The organism is Bosea sp. Tri-49 (genome assembly GCF_003952665.1).
Taxonomy (GTDB): Bacteria; Pseudomonadota; Alphaproteobacteria; order Rhizobiales; family Beijerinckiaceae; genus Allobosea.
The window spans coordinates 1626355-1646049 of the sequence record NZ_CP017946.1 but is presented as its reverse complement, the minus strand read 5'-3'; the positions used below and the strand labels follow the sequence as shown (position 1 = coordinate 1646049).

At 61.8% G+C, this 19695-nt stretch carries 16 protein-coding genes; 7 read left to right on the top strand and 9 right to left on the bottom strand.

What is annotated here, in order from left to right; translation table 11 throughout:
* Window positions 1–34: 34 nt before the first annotated feature.
* Entirely contained in the window at window positions 35–1303 is a 1269-nt protein-coding gene (locus BLM15_RS08115) for a DUF4910 domain-containing protein (RefSeq protein ID WP_126116109.1), read from the top strand.
* 109 nt (window positions 1304–1412) lie between these two features.
* On the opposite strand, the gene BLM15_RS08110 is transcribed toward BLM15_RS08115, so the two are convergent.
* The 3 genes from BLM15_RS08110 to BLM15_RS08100 form a co-directional block, all read right to left on the bottom strand.
* Window positions 1413–2120 carry a class I SAM-dependent methyltransferase gene (locus tag BLM15_RS08110; RefSeq protein ID WP_164547437.1) on the bottom strand — a complete coding sequence of 236 codons (708 nt, stop codon included), beginning with the start codon at window positions 2118–2120 and terminating at the stop codon, window positions 1413–1415.
* A 177-nt stretch (window positions 2121–2297) separates the two neighbouring features.
* Entirely contained in the window at window positions 2298–3083 is a 786-nt protein-coding gene (locus tag BLM15_RS08105) for a YdcF family protein (RefSeq protein WP_126112028.1), read from the bottom strand.
* A gap of 142 nt (window positions 3084–3225) precedes the next feature.
* On the bottom strand, window positions 3226–5304 hold the full coding sequence (locus tag BLM15_RS08100; protein WP_164547436.1) for a GumC family protein: 2079 nt from the start codon (window positions 5302–5304) through the stop codon (window positions 3226–3228).
* 223 nt (window positions 5305–5527) lie between these two features.
* Here BLM15_RS08100 and BLM15_RS08095 point away from each other — a divergent pair, with 223 nt between their 5' ends.
* The 6 genes from BLM15_RS08095 to BLM15_RS08070 all read left to right on the top strand — a co-directional run bounded on the left by BLM15_RS08095 (window position 5528) and on the right by BLM15_RS08070 (window position 11816).
* Window positions 5528–6235: a nucleotidyltransferase family protein gene (locus BLM15_RS08095; protein WP_126112024.1), complete on the top strand. Its 708-nt coding sequence runs from the start codon at window positions 5528–5530 to the stop codon at window positions 6233–6235.
* A gap of 66 nt (window positions 6236–6301) precedes the next feature.
* Window positions 6302–7498 (top strand): DegT/DnrJ/EryC1/StrS family aminotransferase, encoded by a 1197-nt coding sequence (locus BLM15_RS08090; protein ID WP_126112022.1) that lies wholly within the window; start codon window positions 6302–6304, stop codon window positions 7496–7498.
* Complete coding sequence (locus BLM15_RS08085) at window positions 7495–8226, top strand: sugar transferase (protein ID WP_126112020.1); 732 nt, start codon at window positions 7495–7497, stop codon at window positions 8224–8226. Before BLM15_RS08090 ends, BLM15_RS08085 begins: the two co-directional genes overlap by 4 nt.
* Before the next feature lie 16 nt (window positions 8227–8242).
* Window positions 8243–9250: an SDR family NAD(P)-dependent oxidoreductase gene (locus tag BLM15_RS08080; protein ID WP_126112018.1), complete on the top strand. Its 1008-nt coding sequence runs from the start codon at window positions 8243–8245 to the stop codon at window positions 9248–9250.
* Window positions 9251–9329: 79 nt separating this feature from the next.
* Entirely contained in the window at window positions 9330–10601 is a 1272-nt protein-coding gene (locus tag BLM15_RS08075; protein WP_126112016.1) for a polysaccharide biosynthesis/export family protein, read from the top strand.
* Between the two features lie 126 nt (window positions 10602–10727).
* Complete coding sequence (locus BLM15_RS08070; protein WP_126112014.1) at window positions 10728–11816, top strand: glycosyltransferase family protein; 1089 nt, start codon at window positions 10728–10730, stop codon at window positions 11814–11816.
* A gap of 22 nt (window positions 11817–11838) precedes the next feature.
* Here BLM15_RS08070 and BLM15_RS08065 read toward each other — a convergent pair whose 3' ends face one another.
* The 6 genes from BLM15_RS08065 to BLM15_RS08040 all read right to left on the bottom strand — a co-directional run bounded on the left by BLM15_RS08065 (window position 11839) and on the right by BLM15_RS08040 (window position 19691).
* Window positions 11839–12789, bottom strand: coding sequence for an NAD-dependent epimerase/dehydratase family protein (locus BLM15_RS08065; RefSeq protein ID WP_126112012.1), 951 nt, complete (start codon window positions 12787–12789; stop codon window positions 11839–11841).
* A gap of 174 nt (window positions 12790–12963) precedes the next feature.
* Complete coding sequence (locus BLM15_RS08060) at window positions 12964–14334, bottom strand: right-handed parallel beta-helix repeat-containing protein (protein ID WP_126112010.1); 1371 nt, start codon at window positions 14332–14334, stop codon at window positions 12964–12966.
* Between the two features lie 136 nt (window positions 14335–14470).
* Complete coding sequence (locus BLM15_RS08055) at window positions 14471–15586, bottom strand: glycosyltransferase (RefSeq protein WP_164547435.1); 1116 nt, start codon at window positions 15584–15586, stop codon at window positions 14471–14473.
* Window positions 15558–16733, bottom strand: a complete 1176-nt coding sequence (locus BLM15_RS08050) for a glycosyltransferase (protein WP_164547434.1) — start codon at window positions 16731–16733, stop codon at window positions 15558–15560. The genes BLM15_RS08055 and BLM15_RS08050 overlap by 29 nt, the downstream gene beginning before the upstream one ends.
* A 4-nt stretch (window positions 16734–16737) precedes the next feature.
* Window positions 16738–17964, bottom strand: coding sequence for a glycosyltransferase (locus BLM15_RS08045; RefSeq protein WP_126112004.1), 1227 nt, complete (start codon window positions 17962–17964; stop codon window positions 16738–16740).
* Entirely contained in the window at window positions 17961–19691 is a 1731-nt protein-coding gene (locus BLM15_RS08040) for a lipopolysaccharide biosynthesis protein (RefSeq protein ID WP_126112002.1), read from the bottom strand. Before BLM15_RS08040 ends, BLM15_RS08045 begins: the two co-directional genes overlap by 4 nt.
* Window positions 19692–19695 lie beyond the last annotated feature (4 nt).

Genomic DNA, 19695 nt, shown 5'->3' with positions numbered 1-19695 from the left:
AGCGCCCGATCTTCTTTCGGATTCTGGCGATGCCATGCACAGCCTCGTCAAAGAGCTCTATCCTATCTGCCGCAGTATCACTGGCGACGGCGTGCGCGCCACGCTCGGCTGCCTGTCGCAATATCTTCCGCTGGAAGTCGTCGAGGTCCCGACCGGAACACAGGTCCTGGACTGGACGATACCGCGGGAATGGAACATCCGCGACGCTTTCATCAAACGGCTCTCGGGAGAGCGTGTCGTCGATTTCAGGAACTCCAACCTGCATGTCGTCGGCTATAGCGCGCCAGTTTGCGCTCTGATGACTCTTGCTGACCTTCGGTCGCGTCTGCATACCCTGCCTGCGCAGCCTGACCGGATTCCCTATCAAACGTCCTACTACGCGGAGACATGGGGCTTCTGCCTTTCGCACAATCAGCTCGAAAGCCTCTGTGACGAGGACTACGAGGTTTGCATCGATTCAACCCTGCAAGATGGCTCTCTCACCTACGGCGAATGCCTGATCGAGGGCGAAAGTTCGGACGAGGTCCTGATCTCGTGCCACGTCTGCCATCCGTCGCTCTGCAACGACAATTTGTCTGGTATCGTCGTTGCGACGGCGCTTGCCCAGGAATTGTCACGACGCCCGACCCGCTACAGCTATCGCTTCGTTTTCGTGCCGGGCACAATCGGAGCGATCACATGGCTCGCGCGGAACCGATCTGTTCTGGAGCGGGTGAAGCACGGTCTCGTTCTGACCTGCCTCGGCGATGCGGGCCGGATCACCTACAAGAAAAGCCGAGGCGGTGACGCCGAGATCGATCGTGCTGTCGGCTACGTGCTGCAGCAGAAGGCTTCGGAATTCGCGATCCGGGATTTCTCCCCGGACGGATACGACGAGCGTCAATACGGATCACCCGGCTTCAATCTTCCGGTCGGCTGCCTCATGCGAACGCCTCATGGCGAATTCCCAGAATACCACACCTCAGCCGATAATCCGAGTTTCGTGCACCCGGCGGCCTTGGCGGATTCCGCCCGCACGTGCCTGGATGTAGTCGATGTCATCGAGAACAATAGGGTTTACTGCAATCTTCACCCGTTTGGGGAGCCGCAGCTCGGGCGCCGCGGGCTCTATGAGAGTCTGGGCGGTCAGGTCGCGAGCGACTTTCGACTGGCGATGCTTTGGCTCCTCAACATGAGCGATGGAACGAACAGCCTCCTCGATATTGCCGCCAAGGCGGGCCTTCCGTGGCAAAGCGTGAAGGACGCTCGGCGAGCGCTTTGCCGGGAAGGCCTTCTCGAGGTGCTGGATCGGCGGCCCATATGATCCAAACGCAGAGCCCGCGCTCGCGCGCTGCGTCTTGCGACCGATGGCTTCGATCTCGATGGCGAAGCGTTCGGCCGCGTCCGTAAAATTCGCGAACTCCGAGAGCCCTTCAGTCGGCCGGCTTCTCGACCCACGCCATGACATGCGACCTCAGCAGCGGGATGCTGTTCAGTAACGGGTACAGCGAGGGGTGCAGGCGGCACGCGGCACGCGCCAGAGGCGGCGCCAGGGTGACCCGGCGAGTTTCGATCTTTGCTTGGGGGAACAGCTCCCTGATCCGGCGGGCGGGGATGCCCCGCATATCGGGATTCCGAGGATTGCTGACGGCCGCGTCATACCAAAGGATCGCGCCGGAGGGTTTCAGATATCCCCACATCGTATCAGCGAGCTCCTCCTGAAACGCCCGATCCAGGATCGAGGAGAATACCGTGAACTGCAGGACGAGATCTTGGCTCAGCGGATCTACTCGCGACACGGAAGCATCACCGATAAACAACCTGAGCTCCGCAGGAAGCTTTCGCCGGGCCATCTCCACCCTCTCGGGAAGAAGATCGATGCCGATCAGGCGCTCGGCCGAGAATCCGATCTGGAGGAGATCCGCAAGGACATTACCCTCGCCACAGCCGATCTCCAAGGCGCAGCGGGTGCTCAGATCATGCCAGGCCCGCCTGGCGAGGAACCATTGTATGAGCCGCCTTCGTTCGGCGAGGGTGTGCCGCATCTCGGGACGGCTCATCTCGTATAGTGAGCCGAGCGAGCCGTCGCGGCGACGTGCGTAGCGCTTTTTGACCGCCTCGAGTTCTGTGTTGTGAGACAAGTTGCCCTCCCGAGCCTAAGGCAGCGTCAGATGTAGTCGGCAGTTGTCGCCGAGGATCCCCGAGCGGTCATGGAAAGGCGCATCATCGGCGGCGGCAGTGCGCGGCATTTGATCCGCATCAAGTCCGCCGGCTCCGGAGCAGCATCGCGACGCGCGGCCAGAGTCTGGTCAATGCGACTACGGGCCGGGGAAAAAGGAATCCGTCCGTCCGGAGATGCGATACCCGAACAGGCCAAGCCACTCCCTGACCGCTATATCCAGCCGTTGAAGGCCGTGCCCTACGATGGTGAAGGGCCGGATTGAATCGCTTCGTCCACGGGTCTGGTAGTCGACCGGATAAGGGATGACCGTCAGCCCGGCCTTCTGGAAGCAGCCCATTGCGCGCGGCATGTGCCATGCGGACGTTATGAGAACCCAGCGACCCTGCGCCGATGCACCCAGGAGAGCTTTCGTGTTGCGGACGTTGTCCCAAGTGGTCCGTGACGCCGTCTCGATGAGGAGGCGTTCCGTCGACAGGCCCAGCCGCGTCATTTGCTCTGCTGCCAGCTGCGCTTCCGATCGCGACGGGCCGCTGGAATATCCCGTATAAACCAGGCGCGCCTCTGGATGGCGCCGGGCCATCTCCGCAAAGCTCACGAAGCGTTCGGCCGCCCCGTTCAGCGAAAACTCACCCCGATCGAATGACCTCGCCAGGTCCACGGCGCCTGACAGGACGATGATGCCGTCGATCGGGCGCCCGTCTTCCTGATACTTGGGAAAACGCTCCTCGAGAGGACGGATCACTATATTCGCAATCGGCAGGATTCCGGCAATCAGTGTTCCACCGATGCCCAGGCCGGCCAGCCAAAGACCGCCACGTCCCCGGCGAACGAGTGCGACAATCAAGCCGAGCAGGCCGACTGCGGGAAGAAGGTTCGAGGGCACAGTTGAGAATGCCGCGATCTGGGAAAGCGTCGCGTACATGTGATAAGCAGCCCTTAGATCACGCTGCCTTTGGACGGAATCGTCCAAAGGCAGCGTGATCGGTTCTCATACTTTAGAGCATGCTTGGCACGAAAAACCGTTGCCGCTTTTTCGTAGCATGCTCTAGCGCGGGCCAAGCCCATCAGGACACTGAATTGGCCTCTGGTCTCGTCCGATGATCGTACAGGAATTCGGCTGCATCTCCGGGCCGGTACTGCACATAGGACTTGAGGTCGACGCGGGTCAGCACGGCTAGGATGTTCGGCGCACGATCTCCTCTGACCGATGCCGGCTTTCTCAGCGACGCCAACGCGTTCGCCGCAACGTCCCGCGTCGTGCTCCCCCACCTCACGGCGAAGAGGACCACGTCGGCGATGTTTGCGAGAGCGGGAACACCGGGCGATACGAACACCGCCGGCGCAGCCATGACGATATAGTCGTAACGCTCCTGCACTCTTTTCAGACCCGCGATCAGCGCTGCGCTCACGAGCAATGTCGGATCACCGTCGGTGAGCTCCATCACGCTGAGGCGGTCGAAGCCCAGATCTGACTCGCCCGAGCAGGACTGAGTGGCAAAACCTTCGTCGAGGTTCGCCGGAGCCCTGCCTGGCGGCGTGGGGTAAATGTGCTTGTGTGGGACATGCTCGCTGACGAGGAGAACACGTTGATTCAGGCCCCGAAGACAGGACGCGAGTCCTTCTGCGAGCGCCGTAGTACCCTCGGCAGGATGACTGGACGTCAGGAGGATGATCTTACCTTCCTTGCGGTGCCCGGTCGCCGCCAGCGTCATGGCGCACGCGGATTCGACCGCGAACACATTTGGATACGCGGAGGCTTCGAGTGTGGGCCGGCGCGGGCGATTGGGTGAGCGAGGGACATCGGGGATGAGACCGACGCATGGAACGCCGAGCGCGCTCTCGATGTCACTGGACTGCCGGAACGTACGGTCCAACTGCTCTCTCGTCGAAGCTGCTACCCCGCCCAGCAGGGCAAAGGCGATGATCGCAGCGGGGATGTAGAGGTAAGGGCTGAGGGAGCTCGGGCGCAAGGGTACGGACGCAGGCGCAAGCAGGTACACGCCGGTCGTGCGCGGATCCTTGTACTCTCGTTTGAGCTGGCTGAGCCCTCTGACGTTGTCCGCCGCCGAAGCGGCTTTTCGTTCGAGGGTTTGAAGCTCTTTCCGCTGAGCGAGCATCAATCCCGATACGGTCTGCAACGACGCGGTGTGTTCCGCAAGCGCGCGCTCCTGCGTACGCAGCATGCGGACATCCTGCTCAAGCCGGGCCATCTCGGCCGCGACTTCTTGAGCCGGGGCTGGCTGCGACGCCAGCCGCAGATTCCTGACGCGTTCCAGCTTCGCCAGCTCGGCCCGGACTCCCTCGAGCTTTTGGACGGTCTCTGCGATCGGCTCTCCCTTCGCACTATCCGGGGTGCTCGCTCCATGGACCGACGACCAGGCGCTCAGCGCCTCGTCCGCAGCCTCGGACTCGCGCTGCGCCTGGGTGAGGCTCTGGTCCAACCATTGTTTCGAATTCTCGAGCTCGAGCTGCTTGCGCTGTGACATCGCATTCAAATGAAACGCGGTGATCTGATTGGCGATCAGGGCGGCTCTGACCGGGCTGGAGCTTTTGTAGCTGATCGAAACGACGCTCGAGCGTCGCTCTTGTCGAACCATGAGGGAGAGCTTCGCCTCCTCGAGACCGGGAGGCGCCAACCCTGTTGGGCCAGCCGACTGTCCTTCATTGGCTGGCGATGGTGAGACCGCTGCTTGGAGCTGCGCCGCGGCGCCGACCAGCCCCTCGCGTAGATGAGCCTCGAAAGACATCTCAGATCCGGCCGAGCTTGAAGGCGCTGTCGCCTGATACTCGGGAAGGCCTGACAGGCTCGCCAGCACCGCACGCAGGTGTGCGTCCGACGTGATGGTTGCGATATGAGTGTCGACAACGGCATCCAGGATACCGGCGGCGACCTGAGTCTGCGTAGGCTCGATCACGATTTGTGACGTGGCGGTGTATTTCGGCGGCAAGACGAAGGCCGCGACGCCAGTCAGGAGCGCTCCGACAAGTGCGAAACAGGCGATGAACGCCTTATGCCGCCAGATGAGGGCTCCAATGTTATGGATCTTGATATCCCTGTTGCGCGGCCTGTCGTCCGAAAGCTCGGAGAAGGCTGCTCCCGAGGGATGGCTTGCTGAGATAAACTCGGTCGTACCAAGTCTCATCGCAGACTCTTTTCTGCTCGTGCGGAAAGGGCGTCTAGATCTTGTGGTGCAGGTCATTGACCTGGTGAGCGCTGCGCCTCCTGCATGCGCACCCAAAGGATGCACGAGCCTGGACGCTGCACGCTATTGAACGCTTACGGCTGCTCGGCCGATGCAACTTGATTGTGATCAACACGGGCCGATTTTGCCGTCCTAGCCTCACCTCAGTTCAGAGGAGGCTCAATTGAAAGCTGTGATTCAAGCGGGCGGCAGAGGCACACGCCTCATGCCTTACACCTCGGTTCTTCCGAAACCGCTGATGCCGATCGGCGCACGGCCGGTCCTGGAGCTTCTTTTACAATGGCTCCGCCGGAATAATGTCGAAGATGTCTACATCACCACGGGATACCTCGGTCATTTGATCCGGAGTTTCTGCGGCGACGGAAGTCAGTGGGGCATCAACATCAAGTATACGCAGGAAATCGAGCCGCTCGGGACTGTAGGGCCGCTCACTCTGTTGCGCGAAGCCCTGGACGGTACCTTCCTGATGCTGAATGGCGACGTCCTCACGGATCTCAGCCTGCAAGCGCTCGCCATGACCCATCGGAAGCACGGCGCGCCGCTGACCATCGCGACGACCGTTCGCTCCACTCCGATGGATTTCGGGATAATCGAAGATCAAAATGGCGCCGTCACCAGATTCACAGAAAAGCCGACGCTTTTGAATTGCGTCAGCATGGGTGTGTACTGCATGGAGCCGGAGGTAATTAAGTACATTCCGCCCGGAATACCCTTCGGGTTAGATGATCTTGCTCATTGCTTGCTGGAGAAAGACGTGCCGATCCACGTCTACAAGCATGAGGGACTCTGGCTCGATGTCGGCCGGGTCGAGGATTTCCACCGCGCTCAGGAAATCAAGTGGGAAGAGCGGGCGCCGTCCTTCGTCGCCTAGGCGGGCCAGCGGTCTTCAGAGTTGCCGCAACCCGCAGCCCGTGCCGCCGAATGTGAGGAGTATTTCATGTTGCTTGTGTCGGAGCCTACGCTCGGTTGGGAAGAGAAGGCTGCCCTGGCCGAGGTCATCGACAGCGGCTGGATCACCATGGGCGACAGGGTCAACGCCTTCGAACGGGCGTTCGCCAAGGCCCATGGTGCCGACGATGCCGTGTCGGTGAGTTCCTGTACGGCCGGCCTCCATTTGATCCTGCACGCGCTTGGGATCGGTCCGGGCGATGAGGTGCTCGTGCCCGCGCTGACCTTCGTGGCGACCGCGAATTGCGTCCTCTACGTCGGAGCGAAGCCAGTTTTCGTCGATATCGCGTCGACGGACACGCCGCTGATGTGCCTGGAGGATGCGGCGACGAAGTGCACCAGCCGAACGAAGGCGATCATCCTCGTGCACTTTGCCGGCTACCTCATCGATCCCGAGCCATGGCGGGCGTTCGCGGCGGAACGTGGCTTGCTGATCGTCGAGGACGCGGCGCATGCCACCGTGCTTCCGGGAGTCGGCACCCTGGGGGTGGCGGCCGCTTTCAGCTTCTACGGCAACAAAAACATGACCACGGCCGAGGGGGGGGCGATCCTGGCCCGCGACGAGAAGCTTCTCGACAGAATTCGGCGGGCCCGCGGCCACGGGCTGACCAGCGGCACCTTTCAAAGGCGGTCGGGCAAAAACCCGATCTATGACGTGACGATGCTGGGCTTCAACTATCGGCTGGACGAGCTGAGGGCTGCGATCGGCCTCGTCCAGCTCGGTCACGTCGAGCGGTGGAACGCGAAGCGAAAAGACCTTGCGCAGCTCTATCGGCGCTCGATCGAGGCCCAATGTCCGATGGTGACGGTGCCGTTCGACACCGGACGGGCCTCGGTGCACCACATCATGCCGGTGCTGCTGCCGCGGTCGGCCGAACGGCAGAACATCATCGATCGTCTGCGCGAGGCCGGCATCCAGACGACCATCCATTATCCCCCGACGCACCATCTCTCCTTCTATCGCGCGCTCTATCCGAACGTTTCGCTGCCGAAGACGGAAGACTTTGCAGCCCGCGAACTCACATTGCCGCTCCATCCACGGATGGAGCCCGCGGACGTCGGGATCGTCACGCGCGGTCTCGCGGAAGCTTTGGAGGCCGAGCCGGGCTTTGCCGGAGCAGCCTCTCTCCGCGGCGCCTATGGCGCCTCTCCATCGAACCTGTCCGTGAGGGTGTCGTCGCCATGATCGTAACGACCTTGTCCAAGGCTGAAGGCCCGAGTAGCGCCGCGGACCGTGCGCGCCGTGCGCTCGACATCTGTCTGGTTTGCCTGGCCCTGTTGTTTCTCGCTCCGCTCCTGCTGCTGGTGGCGGCTGCGGTGTGGCTCGAATCCGGAGGTCCGGTCTTGTTTCGTCAGGTTCGGATCGGCAAAGGCGGCAGATATTTCTACATGTACAAGTTTAGAAAATTTCATGCTGACGCGGGGAGGGCCGGCAGCCCTCTGACGCTCAAGAAGGATCCTCGGCTCACATTTGTCGGAAGCATTCTCGCGGCCACGAAACTCGACGAGCTGCCTCAGCTCTGGAACGTGCTGAGAGGCGAGATGTCGATCGTTGGGCCACGTCCAGAAAGCCTTGCCTTCGCTGACTGTTTTCAGAGTGGGTGGGAAGATTTGTTGAACTTCAAGCCCGGCTTGATCGGCCCATGTCAAATCATGTTCCGAAATGAAGCCGATGCGTTTCCGGGCGATGTGGCTCCTGATCTGTTCTACAGAGCTGTCCTCTTTCCCCTGAAGGCGAGCATCGATCTCGAATATTTCAAGAACAGGACCTTGATGAGGGACTTCATCATCATGCTGCGAGGCGCCCTGGCTGTGGGCGGCTATGTTCCAGCGGCCCACGCTGGCCTGGTCGCAGTCAAGTCGGGGCCGCAGAACCGAGGCGCGAGCGCGGGTGCCAGCCCGGCTTCCGTGTAACGAAAGGGCTCGTGCCATGACCTATGACGGCGTCAATGTTCTGGTCACCGGGGCCGACGGGTTCATCGGCTCGCATCTGACCGAGGCCCTCGCGAGTCAGGGAGCCAACGTCACCGCGCTGACCCTGTACAACTCCTTCGACAGTAACGGATGGCTCGACGAGGCATCGAGCGGCACGAAGGGGCGCCTGGATCTCGTGCGCGGCGACGTCCGGGATGCGGCCTTCGTCGGGCGGATCATGCCGGGCCAGGACGTCGTCTTCCATCTCGCGGCGCTGATCGCCATTCCGCATTCCTACGCTGCGGCGCAGACCTATGTCGAAACAAACGTCCTGGGCACACTGAACGTGCTGGAGACCGCCCGTCGGTTGGGGACTGAGCGCGTCGTCCACACCTCGACCAGCGAGGTCTATGGCACCGCGCTCAGGATGCCAATCTCGGAGGACCATCCGCTACAGGGCCAGTCGCCCTACTCGGCCTCCAAGATCGGAGCCGACATGATGGCCGAGGCCTTCGCGCGATCATTCGACTTGCCGGTCGTGACGCTCCGTCCTTTCAATACTTTCGGCCCCCGCCAAAGCGAGCGTGCACTCATCTCGACGCTCATCCGGCAAGCGCTCGATCCGAGTTGCGAGACCGTGAGGGTCGGGGACACGACGCCAGTCCGAGACCTCACCTATGTCGAGGACACGGTGCGTGCCTTCCTGGCCGCGGGCAGTGCGACGAATCTCGAGTTCGGGCGGGCCTACAATGCCGGTAGCCAGAGGGCGGTGACGGTGGCTCAAGTCATTGATCTCGTTCTCGATCTGTGTGGAAGCTCGAAGCCTGTGGAACAGGAAAGCGTTCGCATGCGCCCTGCGAACTCCGAGGTGCGCGCGCTCTTGGCCGACAGCAGCCGCTTCGCGTCCGCCACAGGATGGGCGGCGCGGATCAGCCTGCGCGAGGGGCTCGGCCGAACGATCGAATGGTGGCGCAATCGTCTGGCGGCGGGGCAAGTGCGCCGCCATAGCCACTTCATGACGTGAGCGGAGCAGACGTCACGGGGCAGGTCCGGAAGACGCTGCCCCGTGACGTCTGCTGCTCACGCGAACCGGAGCCATTCATATGATGCGTCGACATATACGCGGCGGCCGAACCGGGGCATTCCTGGCCGCAGTTGGGCTGGTGCTTCTCAGCGCGCTCGTTCCATGTCGGGCAGAGTATCAGCTCTCGCCCGGCGACATCGTCGAGATTACCGTTGCCGGCATGCCGGACTTGAAGCAACGCGTTCCGATCCAGCTCGACGGCACGATCACGCTTCCAATCGTCGGCGCCATCGCCGCCGCGGGATCTACGCCCGCGGATGTCCGGGCTCGTGTCGAAATGGCGCTGGCCGCGAAAGTCTTGCGCCAGAGAACTTCTGACGGGCGCGACCACGTCGTATTGCTCCAGCCCGGCGACGTGGCCGTGGCTGTCGCCGAATACAGGCCTGTCTATGTGAACGGCGACGTCTTGCAACCGGGCCAGCATCCCTATCGTCCCCAGATGACGGCCCGACACGCGATCGTCCTCTCCGGCGGCGTCAGTACGGTCCGAGGGCGCGCCGCGAGCATCGGCGTGGAGGTGGTCGAGGTCGAGCGCGAATACCGTACCACAGCTCTTGCCTTGGCCAGGGAGCAGGTCCACGCATGGCGGCTTGCGGCGGAGCTCGAGGGATCGGAGAGCATCAAGGAACAGCGGCTCGTGGAAACGCCAATACCGGCTGCGACCTTGAGCGAGTATCTCCGGACAGAAACCAGCTACCTCAACATTCGGCTGCGCGAGTACAAGAACGAAAAGGCGCATCTCCAGAGTGCGGCTCGCACGGCCGGCGAGCAGATTGAAACGTTGACGACCCAGGAGAAGAAGGAGGCGCAAGGCCTTCAAACCGACATCGACGAGCTCGACCGGGTCAACAAGCTCTTCGGTTCGGGCAGTCTCGTCAGCGGACGAGTGACGGACGCCCGGAGAGCGGTTTTGCTGTCGTCGACCCGGCATCTCCAGACGATATCAACGTTGAGTCAGACGAAGCAGCAACGGGACGAGTACCTGTTCCGCCTCGAAAAGCTCGACACGCAGCGCCGCTTGGAAGTTCTGCGGGACATAAAGGAATCGCAATTGCGAACCGGCGAGATGAGAACCAGGCTCGAGGCGGCGGCCCAGAAGTTACAGGTCTACGGACGAATGGCGTCGGTGGACGCTGCCAACAGAGGAGCCCGTCCGGCAATCACGATCATCCGCAGGAGCGGGGAGGGATGGGATCGTCTCCCGGCGTCGGAAGATGCTGCCTTGCTGCCGGGTGACGCGATCGAGGTCGTCGCGCGCGCCGATCAGGTCGCGACCGCGGCAGTGCAGTGAGCCCTCTCGCCGCTGGTCGATCAGGCAGCAGGGGCTCATTTGCCAAAAGGTAATCTTGCTCGCGTCGGCGCGATCTGGCGCGGTAGTATTCGGATTCATCGATCGATCTGAGACGGGAGCACCGGCATGTCATCGATCGCAGCCGCGGACCTTCGGACAGAGACGAGGAAGCATGGGTTCGCGTCGACGATGTGGTTCACAGCGTGGCAGGGCCGAGTCCGGACCGTTGAGCTGCCCTATCCCCGCTCCGGACCGCATGCCGTCGCCAAGGAGTTGATCACCCTGGTGAGGATCCTGCGCTCTGCCCGCCGCGAGCGCGTTCTCATGCTGAACAGCTCGTCAGGGGTCATCTACCCCGACCTTCTGGCCTGCGTGATCCTCAGCTTTCTGCCGCGGCGATACCGATCGGCATTGATGCTCATCGGCGAGATGTGGGAGCCGAACACGGGGCTCAGGGGGCTCCTCGAAAAACTGGCGATTCGCCTCGTAGATCGGGCCGTGGATCGGTATGTGGTCTACTCTCAGGACGACAAGCAGGCGTTCTGCGCCTTGTGGGGGATCGACCCGGACAAGGTCGGGATAGCCCTTTGCTACTATCACCTGTCCGCACAGGAACTCGAAGGGCCGCCGCTTCCGAACGGAACACATATCTTCGCCGGCGGGGATAGTGGACGCGATTATGCGCCCCTAGTCGAGGCCGCGCGCCAGTTCCCGGATACCCGATTCGTTCTGGCAACGGCCTGGACGAGTCCGAAACCGGTGCCGCCGAACGTCGACATCGTCCTTGCCAAACGCACCAGCACATCGCACGCCGAATTTATCCGTCTGCTCCGCACGGCACGCGCAAGCGTGGTTCCTCTGCAGCAGGGGATGAAGCGCTCGGTTGGGCAGCAAACCTACCTCAACAGCATGTATCTGGGTAAGCCCACCGTGGTGGCGCGCGGGCTGGGGATCTCGGATCACCTTGAGGATGGCCAACACGCGCTCGTCGTGGATGGAACGGCGTCAGGGTATGTGGGCGCGCTCTCATGGCTTCTCGATCCCCAAAACCAGGAAAACGTCGCCGCAATGGCAGAGCGAGGGCGCACCAGGGCGGCCTCGTTCACCTCCGATCGACTTGCCGAGGATCTGCTCCGTCAGGCCGAGCTGGCTTTACAGGAGCATTCGATTTCGACCGGTGGCACGCAGGAGAGTGCTGATCGCGCTACGGTGTAGGTCCAAAATTCCTTCGCCAAGTCTAAATTAAGACGGCTGCGCTGATGTATATAGTGAAATTCTTTGAATATATTATACTATCAATTGTGGCTCTTATTCCGTCTTTAAATCTGGTTCTAGCCTTCCATCCTAGCTTGATCTGCGCTGGTTCGATATTTGCGGGCTCCTCTCGTTCTAGGGCGCGGTCTTCTATGGCTCCGAAACTGAGGAGCTCCGGCCGCCCCATCAAGTCGCCGATTATCTCGATGCAATCCCGCAATTTCATCAATGATCCCGTGCCGATGTCGATTGGATCGGCACTTGTCCATGGCAAGGATCCGGCACGGAGAAATGCGTCAACAACGTCATCAACATAAACCCAGTCAAGAACCCTCCGGGCGCTGCCGAGTTCTGCTAATTGACCATCTTGCAATTTGTTGATGACATAAGGTAATACCTTATAGGACTTTTGACGAGGTCCATAAACCATCATGAGCCGAAGAATGGATACTTCCAATCCGCTGAGCGAAGAAACCATTCTGGCATAGGACGTACTGGCTGATTTAGCTGCGGCATAAGGTGAGTAAGGAAATTCATCATCTTTGCCGGGTTCTTCAAATGAACCTGCCATGATGACATGAATGTTTCTGTGTCGGGCAGATTCCAAAAGAATATTAGTTGTCGATATCAGATCATTTTGTAGGCTGTCCGGGATAAGGTTTATATCGCGACCGCCTTTGCTATCGCTGGTGAGGTGGTAGATGATATCAGGTTTGTGTTCACTGATAATCCTTTCGACGTCTGCTCTTTTGCTCGCGTCGCACTCATCCCACGTCACATTTGCTGCGATCAAGAGGTCGTGATTATTGATATTCCGAGAGACGCAAACAACATTTGACCCGTGAAGGGCCAGCGCTGAAGCAAGGTGTGATCCAATGAAACCGGTCGCTCCAATGACAAGGGTATTCTTGCCTTTTATATCCGCGTACTGCATGTCTTTTCCTTACTCCCTGGGCTGTGGCAATCGGAAAAGATTCTTGCCTCGGCTCAGATTAAGTCGCCCGATCGACCCGCATTCATCGACTTGTCCGTCCGGCGAGGCTTCCTTCCCGGGCTTAGTGCTTGACGATGAGCCGCGCGGGCTCGCCTCAGGCCGCGATGGGCTGGCCTACAGTGGGGTCGAGTCTGGTCCCGGTTTCCGCAGGTTTGACCCTGCAGCCAGCCGGAGAAACGCCGTTTCAGGCAAGGAACCATCCGCCGGCCGTCGACCCCTTGCAGCAGCGTCGGAGAGAGAAACGAAGCTTGCCGAGGACACGGGAGGCGATTGCGTCCAGGAGTTGTTTCGGTCGGTATTCTCGGCCGCAAGCTGCGCTTCGCGGCCAGCGGGTCGAAACGCGACATTGCCCGTCAGTACGTGCCCTGCCGGCGTCGGAAAGTAGAAGTCGCGCGTCCAGGTCTCGGACGGCCGTCCGTTCTCGTCCGTGCTGCGGCAGTTGTCGTAGGCTGTGCAATTCGCGACTGTGCAGGCAACCGTCGCGGCATTGTCTGTGAAGCCGTTCAGAACGTTGCCCCAGGCGTAACAGTCGGTCACAGCGTGCCCGCCGGAGGTGCCGCTGGTGTTGCCCTTCGCCGCTAGCCGTTGACCGCCCAGCTTGAAGCCGTTCCCTTCACCCTTGCCCTGCGATCCATCGGCAAGGAAGCCGTTCTGCCAAGCCCAGCAGCGGCTGAGCACGACGGGCGGGGACTGGGTATTGTCGTTCACGTTGAACAGATCGAAGCCGTCGTCGGAGTTCTGCCAGGCGCGGCAGCCTCTCAACGTATTGCCTGTCGAGGCCGGGCCCCAAGGGCTGATCTGGTATCCGTCGGCGTTCGTGTTCTCGATATCGGCGTTGAAGTAACTGTCGCAATTCACCAGCAGATTATCGGTCGCGTAGCCGAACAGCGAGAAGCCCTTGCCCTCCGATCCATTCCAGCCATTGCCATGGATGCTGAGGTTCTCAAAAACATTGTTGTGCGATCCTTCGTCGAGCGAACGTCCCCCATCGAGGATCACGCCCCCCATTGGGCCATTTCGGATGTCCAGGCCTCTGATGATGAGGTTGGACACGTTGTAGAGCGATAATACGTAGCCACCGGCATCGGTCGGGCTGCTGTAGCTGTCCTTGGCGGAGGACAGGCCGGAGCCATTCAGGATGACGGCTTCGGTATCGTGGTTCCGGATCGTGATGGGATTGCCGGAGGTCCCTGACCGTCCGCTGAGGTGGATGCCCGAGGGGCCGGTGAGATCGTAGCTCCCGCCGCGCAGGATGATCGTGGTACCGGCCGTTGCGGCCGAATAGGCCTTCTGCAAGGTCGCCCATGGCGAGCCGATCGAGCCGTCTCCAGCAGCGTCGTCGCCGGTCGGCGCGACGAAGTGGACTGTTTCATCGCGCGCCCCGGTGCTCAGAGCGGAGCGCGCCGTCAGTCCGGTGGACGCCAGCAGCCCCATACCCGCGCTTCGGATAAGTGAACGACGCGATGGCATGTAGCGGCGCTTCATGCCGGGGCTCCATGTTCCTACCTGGCACACCGAACGCCAGTCACATGTTTGGGCGGCGGATATCTTGATGTTCGTCAACAAGGCCCGCGCGATCCCGCCGGCTGGTACTCGCTGGGCCAGTTCTGCCCCGGTCGCGCTACAGACCGACACGTTCTTGCGATTGCGCAGCAGGAGTGCGGGTGCCTTTGCCCGGCTTCATCCGGTCGAACGCGCCTCGAACGAAACCCCAGCACGTCCCCAATCCATAGCTGAGATGGAGTGTCGCCAGTGCTGCTGGCAGGAGTACGACGTGAAGGGTCGGCTCCTCGCGGCCCGCGAGCAGCACGGATAGGAGGAGAACGGTCGCGTAGCCGAGCAGGGCTGCCGCTGCGATGAGCAGCGCTGGCGGAAAAACCAACGAAAGCAATGCCGGCAGGACCAGGAGCAGGATCAGAACCAGCGGCGCGAAATGTCGTAACGCCACCGCTCCAGAGCTGCTGAGAGCTGCCCGGGCGACACCCACGCCATTGGCGAAGTACTGCCGCCACAGAGCTCCGAACGTCCGCCGCGGCTGATAGAGCGCGCGAATGTCGGGGGACAGGTAGAGCCCGTAGCCGAGCTTGCGAACACGGGCGTTGAAATCATTGTCTTCGGCCCGGTGAAGATCCTCGCGCAGAGGCCCGACCTGATCGATGACATGCCGCCAATAGCATCCGTTCCAGACCGTATCCGCCCAGCCTTCCGCCCCCTCCTTGCGAAACTTCGCAACCCCGACCCCGAACGGGCTTTTGTGGGCACTCACGATGGCGCGACCGACGAGCGTTCGACTCTCGGCCGGACGCGCGATCGCGCCCACGCCCGCGGCCCCCGTTCGCATCAGGCATTCCACGCTCCTGCGAACCACGTCGGGCTCGAAGCGGGCATGTGCGTCGAGACGTATGATCACATCCCCCGTCGCCTGGCTGAAGGCCAGATTGATGCCCGCCGCGGTCTGCCCATTGCTATTGCGCAAGACGCGAACCTTGCGGTTCCACCTCTCCAGATCGAGCAAGGTCGCGTACGTTCCGTCTTTCGAGCAGCCGTCGGCGAAGAAGATCTCGACGATCCCATCATAGTCTTGGGCGATGATGTCGCCGACGAGCTGCTCCAGCCCCGAGGCTTCATCGTAGGTCGGCACCACGACGCTGACCGTCGGGCGGGCCGGAACGATCCCGCCGGGATAGTCCAGGAGGGCCGACCGGTAACTATGCTCTCTGCCGAGCGATTTCTTCACGAATGCCCTCCAGGATTCGGTCGCGGTTAGCCTCGAGCGTATTGTCGCGCATCAGGGCGCGGCCACGTTTCCTGAGCCGGTCTCGCAATGCGGCATCGTGGACAAAGCTCTCGATCGCATTGGCGAGGGCAGACGAATCCTGCGGCGGAACCAGCAGGGCGGTTTCGCCATGCGTCAGGAAGGAGGGGATCCCTCCCACTCTGGTCGCGATCGTCGGCAGCCCAATGGAAAGCGATTCATTGACGACCTGAGGGAAGCCCTCGGTCGTCGACGACAAGACTAGGGCACCCGCCTTCTGGTACAACTCGAACAAGGACGGGCCGTAGGGAACGTAGCCGTGAAATGTGACCTGCTCGGCTATTCCGAGTTTTGCGGCGAGCGTTCGCAATTCCTGCTCGATGGGGCCCGTGCCGACGAGATCGACGTGGCAGCGTAGACCGCGCTGGTTCAGCTCGACGAGCGCTGCGAAGAGATATTTGTGCCCCTTCTCAGGGGCCAAGCGGCAGACATTGATGAGACGCGTGGGATCCTTGCCCGCGGACATCTTCGAGAAGAGCTCGAACTGAGCGCTGTCCACTAGGCACGGGAAATGGTTGTGAACCCGGCCGCTCAACCGGCCGTACTCGTCGGCCATCTCCTGGCCGACCGTGAACACCGTCCGATCGCGAGCGATGCGCCTGAAATCCCACTCCAGGATGCGGGCTGCCGCCAGAGCGGCCCAGCGCTTGAGGCCTCGATGGGCGCTCATTTGTTCGATGAAGTTTTGACGCACGACGGGCAGCACGGGGACGCCGAGCGAAATGCATACCCGAGCGATGATGTGTCCGATCGGATTGGGGCCGCAGACCAGGAGCGCATCCCAGGTCTTTGCCTCCTGGCGGACAGCTTTCGCGATTGTCCAGTATATGCGGGGGTCATTGCGCCAGAACTGATAGAGATTCTTGTAGAACGGCATGGCGAACAGCGAAAGCCGTCTTCCCCTCAGAGGGTAGGGGGCCCGCCCAGTGGTCGGCGAGAGCCGGCCGATGAAGACGATTTCATCGGCAAATTCGTTGAAGCTGGAGGGAAACAGGATATAGGACTCGTCGGTAGAAAGCCGAGAGCCGTCGAGCCAGAAGACTTGATCAACGAAGACGGCAAGTCTCATCTCACTATGTCCCAGTGTTTCCCGCGTCGCACAACGCCCAAAGCTGATGGGCGATGGCGCGCGAACCGTGCCGGAGAATGACGGCGGAACGTGCGCGTTCGCCGACCTGGCGACGAAGCCCGCAATCCCTGGCCAGACGGACCACATGCCGCGCGAGTTCGTCTGCGTCGTGATCTGCAATGAAGCCGGTTGTTCCGTGCTCGATCAGATCGGCCACAGCGTTGACCCGGGTCACGACGGCCGGCACGCTCGCCGACATGGCCTCCAGAACGACGTTGGGCATGCCTTCGTGCTCGGATGAAAGCAGGAGAATGTCCGCGGCAGAAATCAGCTCCCGGGCGTCCGGGACCGCTCCAATGAATCGAACCGCCCCATTCAGGTTCGACTGAGCGATTTGGCGCTCGAGATCCTGAAGACAGCCAAAATCCTTGCCGGCGACGACTGCCTCGACGGGAACTTCTTTGCGCGCCCTCCCGATGATCTCGATGAAGCGATCGAACCGCTTTTGCTGCACAAGGCGGCCAACGCCCACCACGAGGACCGTGTCGTCTCCAATCCCGAGCCGCGCGCGCCACGTCGCGCGCCAGAGGGCGATCTGATCGAGCGTTGGTGGTTCGACGCCATTCGGAATGTAGACAGGCTTGGGACGCGCGGCCTTTATCTGTGCGATCTCGTCGTAGGTTTCCCTGGAGTTGCAGACGGCGAGCGATATCGCCGAAAGGCTCGCCCAGGCCCAAAATGGCCTGAGGCGAGCGGGCAGATCCGCGAACAGCGCGTTCCGGAAGGAGCCGATGCACCAGACGTCCATGCCCAGAAGGGCCAGGCCGAACGGATTTGTGTAGGAGGACCACGAGAAGAAGTATCTGACGCCCTGAGCCGCGCAGGCCGCACGAAGCTGGCGCATCTTCGCGAGCCGGCTCCCCGTGAGGAGCCGTACCGGGATGCCGAGCGAGCGGATATGCTCTTCCCAGAACCCGAGCTCGCCTGAAACGTAGACCACCGGAGCCCAGCGCGTGCGGTCGCAGTGGCTCAGGAACATGAAGAGCTGGCGTTCGCTGCCGCCTTGCGAGAGCTGGCCGATCAGCACTGCGACCGGCTCGGGCTGGACCGTGAAGCTTTCGCCATGGCGATCCGCTGCACCCGGCATGGTGATGTCCAGCGGCGTCGGCGGCTGGAAGCGGCGCGCCGACGCGGGGGGCTCCAGAGCTCGTGTCCTGGGGTCGGAGGTCATGATGTGCTCCTCCTCGCAAAGACGCTCGACACCAGTTCGCGATCGGCCTTTGTCATGAAGACAAAGTAGGCGAACGCGCCATAAGCGAGCGCGATCACGGCTGCGAATGAGGCGAGCGAGAGCCAGCCTGTCGGCCACCACAGCGCACAGAGGATTCGGCCGAGTGCCGCCACGCCGGCCATTCCCAACAGGCCGATGGCGAGGTGACCATTGAAGGCGTACCAGCGAAGCCCCAGAAGGACGGCGCTACGGCTCGACACGAAGAGCACATTCCGCATGGTCCAGACGAGCGCCGCGGCGGCCGGAACGCCGGCGAGGCCCAGACCGGCCCGCACGAACGCTATGGCCAAGACGACGTTTGCCGCGCCAAGGGCGAGCGTCACGAGTCCCTGAGCTTTGACCTCGTTGTAGGCCGTCAGCACGTAGGAGAGGGGCCGCGTGGCCAGATTGATCGTCAGGGGCGCGACGAGAAGGAGCAGAACGGTTTCGAGATCCGCAAAGGCAGGGCCGAGCCAAAACGCCAGCAGCGGCGCCCCCATGCCGCAGAGAAGGCCGATCGGCAGTGCAAGCCAGATGGCGAGAAGCCTGACGGAGCGCTTTGCCAGCTCTTGAAGGGCTTGTTTGTTGCCTGTCGCGTAGTGCGCCATGATGGCGGGACTCAACACCGGGAGCACGGCTTCGCCCATGGTGTAGATCAGGACCGGAAACAGTAAGATCGAAGCATAGCGTCCTGTCGCTTCAGGCCCCAATAGCTGATTAACGATGATGACATCGACCTGCATGATGAACAGAACGCCGATGACGTTGATCGCCGACCAAGCGCTGAGGCCGATGAGAGGACGAAATCGCGCGCTTTCGATTAGGCGAGGGTTGATCGAGAGCTCAGGCGTCAGTTTCCTCCATAGGAGAACATCCCCCGCCAGGCCGATGGCGGCTGCCAGGATGAAGCCAATCCCGACATGGACGAGACTTGGAGGCTCGGCGGCGAAGAGAAGCACCACGACGCCGATCCTGCACAACGCGACCAAGGACCGGACGATGTTGCGCAGATCGAACCGGTGACGGATGAGGCTCGACACGCCGAAAACCCCGCCGACAAGCGCCGTCATCGCGGTCACGCCAACCGCGGCCAGAACGAACCTGGTCCCCGCAACCAGGTCCGGCGGAATCTGGAACATGAGCGGCAACAGGTAGCAGGTGGCGGCGATCGGGACGAGCAGCAAGCAGGAGGCAAGCACGGCCAGGATCAGGGCGCTGTTGAACGTCCGGTTCGCTGACCTGACGTCGCCTTGATTGAGATCGATCCCCAAATAGCGGAAGACGGAACCATTCAGGCTGTCGGTCACGACCGCAAGATAGATGACCAGAGAATTGGCCAGCGCCAGCATTCCATAAGCGGCGAGCCCGAGATTGCTCACCAGGAACGGTACGTACCAGGCCATCAGCCCGACATTGAGCGTGATGAAGCCGACGCTGCTCAAGACGTTCACGGAGAAGCGGCGGCTTCCCGAGTGATCCTCCGGGCCTGTTCGCGCAGAAGCTGCGGCGGCGTTGAGCGCTGTCGGGTCGGCTTCGTCGCGCTGGTCGGAATGCGAGGCTCCAGTCCAACGCTCCGGCGGGCGCGCGTCCACCGGCCGCAGCCGCTTCCGTTCGCCGCTGTCGCGTGCCTCTTCGCACGTGCAACCGGATATGCTCGGATTGCCGTGGACGGATATGCTGGTCAGCATGGCG

Coding starts and splice junctions, on each gene's coding strand:
- BLM15_RS08070 (WP_126112014.1), top strand. CDS start 10,728: ATGTCATCGATCGCAGCCGCGGACCTTCGGACAGAGACGAGGAAGCAT.
- BLM15_RS08045 (WP_126112004.1), bottom strand. CDS start 17,964: ATGACCTCCGACCCCAGGACACGAGCTCTGGAGCCCCCCGCGTCGGCG.
- BLM15_RS08080 (WP_126112018.1), top strand. CDS start 8,243: ATGACCTATGACGGCGTCAATGTTCTGGTCACCGGGGCCGACGGGTTC.
- BLM15_RS08105 (WP_126112028.1), bottom strand. CDS start 3,083: ATGTACGCGACGCTTTCCCAGATCGCGGCATTCTCAACTGTGCCCTCG.
- BLM15_RS08100 (WP_164547436.1), bottom strand. CDS start 5,304: ATGAGACTTGGTACGACCGAGTTTATCTCAGCAAGCCATCCCTCGGGA.
- BLM15_RS08050 (WP_164547434.1), bottom strand. CDS start 16,733: ATGAGACTTGCCGTCTTCGTTGATCAAGTCTTCTGGCTCGACGGCTCT.
- BLM15_RS08090 (WP_126112022.1), top strand. CDS start 6,302: ATGTTGCTTGTGTCGGAGCCTACGCTCGGTTGGGAAGAGAAGGCTGCC.
- BLM15_RS08115 (WP_126116109.1), top strand. CDS start 35: ATGCACAGCCTCGTCAAAGAGCTCTATCCTATCTGCCGCAGTATCACT.
- BLM15_RS08065 (WP_126112012.1), bottom strand. CDS start 12,789: ATGCAGTACGCGGATATAAAAGGCAAGAATACCCTTGTCATTGGAGCG.
- BLM15_RS08040 (WP_126112002.1), bottom strand. CDS start 19,691: ATGCTGACCAGCATATCCGTCCACGGCAATCCGAGCATATCCGGTTGC.
- BLM15_RS08060 (WP_126112010.1), bottom strand. CDS start 14,334: ATGAAGCGCCGCTACATGCCATCGCGTCGTTCACTTATCCGAAGCGCG.
- BLM15_RS08075 (WP_126112016.1), top strand. CDS start 9,330: ATGATGCGTCGACATATACGCGGCGGCCGAACCGGGGCATTCCTGGCC.
- BLM15_RS08085 (WP_126112020.1), top strand. CDS start 7,495: ATGATCGTAACGACCTTGTCCAAGGCTGAAGGCCCGAGTAGCGCCGCG.